General features: G+C 69.7%; 3 protein-coding genes and 1 pseudogene. 3 read left to right on the top strand and 1 reads right to left on the bottom strand.

Annotated elements, in window-relative coordinates; translation table 11 throughout:
• A partial coding sequence (locus AC3XYG_RS23240) for a hypothetical protein (protein ID WP_489142240.1) occupies positions 1 to 218 on the bottom strand: 218 nt, incomplete at its 3' end.
• A 288-nt stretch (positions 219 to 506) separates the two neighbouring features.
• On the opposite strand from AC3XYG_RS23240, the gene AC3XYG_RS23235 reads away from it, so the two are divergent.
• The 3 genes and pseudogenes from AC3XYG_RS23235 to AC3XYG_RS23225 all read left to right on the top strand — a co-directional run.
• Positions 507 to 1,811 (top strand): ArgE/DapE family deacylase, encoded by a 1,305-nt coding sequence (locus AC3XYG_RS23235; RefSeq protein WP_489142239.1) that lies wholly within the window; start codon positions 507 to 509, stop codon positions 1,809 to 1,811.
• A 567-nt stretch (positions 1,812 to 2,378) separates the two neighbouring features.
• Positions 2,379 to 3,417 (top strand): annotated as a pseudogene (locus AC3XYG_RS23230) (GNAT family N-acetyltransferase/peptidase C39 family protein).
• Between the two features lie 86 nt (positions 3,418 to 3,503).
• Positions 3,504 to 3,773, top strand: a 270-nt coding sequence (locus AC3XYG_RS23225; RefSeq protein ID WP_489142238.1) for a TerC family protein, incomplete at its 3' end; no start/stop codon positions are given.

Genomic DNA, 3,773 nt, shown 5'->3' with positions numbered 1-3,773 from the left:
AATATTGAGCTATCAAAAGCTACATAGATACTATCCATCATTTCATCATGTCGAAAAATAGGAATACAATGAGGACACATCTTTAGAGGATTCCAAATTTCTCCAGCAGTGAGACCGCGGTTATTTGAAACTAGGGTGAATGTACTTTTTTTGCCGGGTTCTCGGCCTCGTTTGGCAGAGGTGTGACTGCGGTTGTTCGCGCGTTCGAGCCAATCCATAGCTCCCACTTAATTACACCTGAATGTCACCCAGTTCGCGCAGCTCACCCGTCACCCCTTTCGGCCCAAATACTTCGCAACCTTCGGTCGGCGGCTTCGGGCATCTCCCTAGAGATATCGTGACAGGGTACACGTGTGGCAACAGCCACCTATCGGCCATAAGGCCAGCCGCCGGAATAGCTGTGCCGCCCCGGTATGCCCCCAACCCGGCTGGCCAAATCATCCCCATCCGCGCCATTGTCCGGCACCGTCGGCAAGAACGGCCGTTCAGGGAGAGAGGGTTACAACATGGCATCGATCGGGGTCGAACTGTCCGAGGCGCAGAGCGAGGCGATCGGCGCGGCCGTGGAGGCGCGGTTTACCGAGCAGACCCGGTTCCTGTCCGCCCTGGTCCGGCATGCGTCGCTGCGCGGGGCGGAGGCCGGGGCGCAGGACTTCCTGCAGCGGGAATACGAGGCCCGCGGCTATGCCGTGGAGCAGGTGCGCACCCGGTCGGTGGCGGGCGATCCCCGCTTCTCCCCGGCCACCGTGCCGTATGACGACAGCTGGAACCTGGTGGCGCAGAAGCCGTCCGCCGGCGGGCCGGGCCGGTCGCTGATCCTGAACGCGCATGTCGATGTCGTGCCCACCGGGCCGGAGGCGCGCTGGTCGCGCGCGCCCTTCAGCGGCGATGTCGCGGGCGGCCGGCTGCATGGCCGCGGCGCCGGCGACATGAAGGCCGGCATGGCCGCGATCGTCTTCGCCCTCGACGCGCTGGCCGCCGCAGGCTTCGAGCCGGACGGAAGGGTGCAGATCCAGTCCGTGGTGGAGGAGGAGATCACCGGCAACGGCGCCGCCACGCTGCTGGCCGCCGGCCATACCGCCGATGCCATCCTGATCCCGGAGCCGACGGAGGAGGCGCTGGTGCGCGCCAACACCGGCGTCATCAAGTTCCGCATCACCGTCCTTGGCAACCCCACCCATCCGCGCGACCCCGACAGCGGCCGCAGCGCCATCGAGCTGGCCGTCCACCTGATGCGCCGGCTGAAGGGCCTGGAGCAGCGCTGGATCGGGCAAGGTGCGGCCCATGAGGAATTCGCCGGCATCGCCAACCCGGTGGCGCTGACCATCGGCACGATCGCGGGCGGCGAATGGATCGCCTCGCTGCCGTCGGAATGCGTGCTGGAGGGGCGCGTCGGCTTCTATCCCGGCGAGGAACCCGCCGCGCGCCGCGCCGAATTCGAGGCCTTCGTGCGGGAGGTGGCCGAGACGGATGACGAGTTCCGCGGCGCCGACGCCCCCCTGGTCGACTGGGTCGGCGTCTGCCAGCCCGGCTATGTGCTGGCGCCGGGCGGGGCGGCGGAAGCCGTGCTGGCCGAGGCGCATGCCGCCATTCGGGGGCCCGGCCAGGCGCTGGCCGCCTTCACCATGCCCTGCTACCTCGATTCCACCCTGTTCGCGGTGCATGCCGGGATGCCGGCGCTGGTCTACGGCCCCAAAGTGGCGAACATCCACGGCATCGACGAATGGGTCGACCTCGACTCCCTGAAGCGGGTGACGAAGACCATCGCGCTGTTCATTGCCGGCTGGTGTGGCCTGCGCGCAGTGGGATAGGCGCCGCCGAAGTTAAAGACCCGTCATTGCGAGCCCCGAAGGGGCGTGGCAATCCAGAAATCGAGCCGCTGGATCGCCCATTCTTGACGTAAAGGGGGCGGCTTCGCCTCCTCGCGATGACGGGTCAAGAGTTCATGCCGCCGGTATCACACCAGCGCATTTCCAAGCGGTCTCTGAGGGCAACGATTGCCCCGCAGCCCGATGCCCCGGCTGCATGGTGGCATGACATTGTTGTGACTGCGCGCCGGATGATGGCCCCCCTATAAGGACTCCATCGGATCGCGCAGCCCGAGCCGCCCCGCCCGGCGCCGCGCCCCGGTCAAAAACACGGCCTCTCCTTCTCCCTGCCTTTGCCCGACCGCGCCTGCCGGCGCGCCGCACGGCCGCGACCCCGTATCCCGCAACAGATCAGGACAGCCTCATGCGCCGCTTCCCGTCCGGATCGCTTCACGCCCCGTCGCCGGACCGGGCCGGCCGGTGAGCGGCGGCAACGAGGCCCTGCCGGGCGAAGCCGCGGCGGCCGGCGGCGCGTGGTTCGACACGCTGCGGCCGGCGCGGCCGGACGACATGGACGGGCTGCTGGCGATCCATGCCGGCGCCTTCGGCGACGGCCGGCTGGACCCGCGCCCGTGCTTCGACCTGCTGGGCCGCGGCCATGCCGTCGGCGTGGTGGCGGAGGCCGGGCGCGAGATGCTGGGCTATGCCCTGGCCCTGTCGCGCCCGACCACCGCGCTGGCCCGGCTGCATTCGCTGGCGGTCGCGCCAGCCCTGCGGGCCCGGGGCGTCGGGGCGACGCTGCTGGGGGCGGCGGAGCGCACGGTGCAGCAGGCCGGCGCCCGGCTGCTGCGGCTGCAGGTGCGGCCGGACAATGCCGCGGCCCTGGCGCTGGTGCAGTCCGGCGGCTACCAGCGCTTCGAGCGCCATCTGACGCCCGGTGCCCGGCCGGCGGAGGCGCTGCGCTTCGAGAAGCGGCTCGCCGCCGGGCCGCAGCCGCGGGTCGACCTGCCGGTGCCCTACTACGCCCAGACCACGGATTTCACCTGCGGCGCCGCCGCGCTGCTGATGGCGATGAAGGCGCTGGACCCGGCGACGGAGATGAGCCGCACGCAGGAGCTGCGGCTGTGGCGCGAGGCGACGACGATCTTCATGACCTCGGGCCATGCGCGGCCTGGCGGCGCGCATCTTCGTCAGCGACCCCGACATCCTGTTCCTCGACGGCGTCCGCCGGCCCGACAAGGCCGCGGTGATGACGCTGGTGCAGGAGGATTTCCGCAACCGCTGCGCCGGCGCCGGTATCGCGGTCGGCCACCGTGCGCTCGGCCTCGGCGAGATCGGCCGGCTGCTGGCGGAAGGCGCGGTGCCGATCGTGCTGGTCAGCCAGTATCGCGGCTATGGCTGGAAAAGCCCACATTGGGTGGTGGTGACCGGCTGCGACGAACACTCCATCTCCTTGCACGACCCCTATATCGCGGAGGACGAGATGGAGGATGCCGCGGCCAAGGCCGCCATCCCGGTGCCGTGGGCGGAGTTCGAGCGGATGGCCCGCTACGGCCGCAGCCGGCTGCGCGCCGCCATCGTGCTCAGCCGCCGGCCCGCAGCACCCTGACGGCGGCGTTTCTTGCCGCCGCGGGGTTTCCGCCACCCCGGTCCTGCGCTACATCACCACGACCCTTCGCCGTATCGGAACACGCCATGCCCGACTGGTTCTCGCTCGCCGAACTCACCGCCCTGGTCCAGGTCGTCATCATCGACGTGGCCTTGGCCGGCGACAACGCGATCGTGGTCGGCATGGCCGCGGCCGGGCTGGCCCCCGCCGACCGGCGCCGCGCCATCCTGTACGGCATCGGCGCCGCCACCGTGCTGCGCATCGTCTTCGCCGGGCTGGCCACCCAGCTGCTGCAGATCATCGGCCTGCTGTTCGCCGGCGGCATCCTGCTGCTGTGGGTGTGCTGGAAGCTGTGG

Source organism: Inquilinus sp. (assembly GCF_057815775.1).
The sequence above is the reverse complement of the archived record's forward strand: the minus strand, read 5'-3'. Positions and strand labels throughout refer to the sequence as shown.

Coding starts and splice junctions, on each gene's coding strand:
- AC3XYG_RS23235 (WP_489142239.1), top strand. CDS start 507: ATGGCATCGATCGGGGTCGAACTGTCCGAGGCGCAGAGCGAGGCGATC.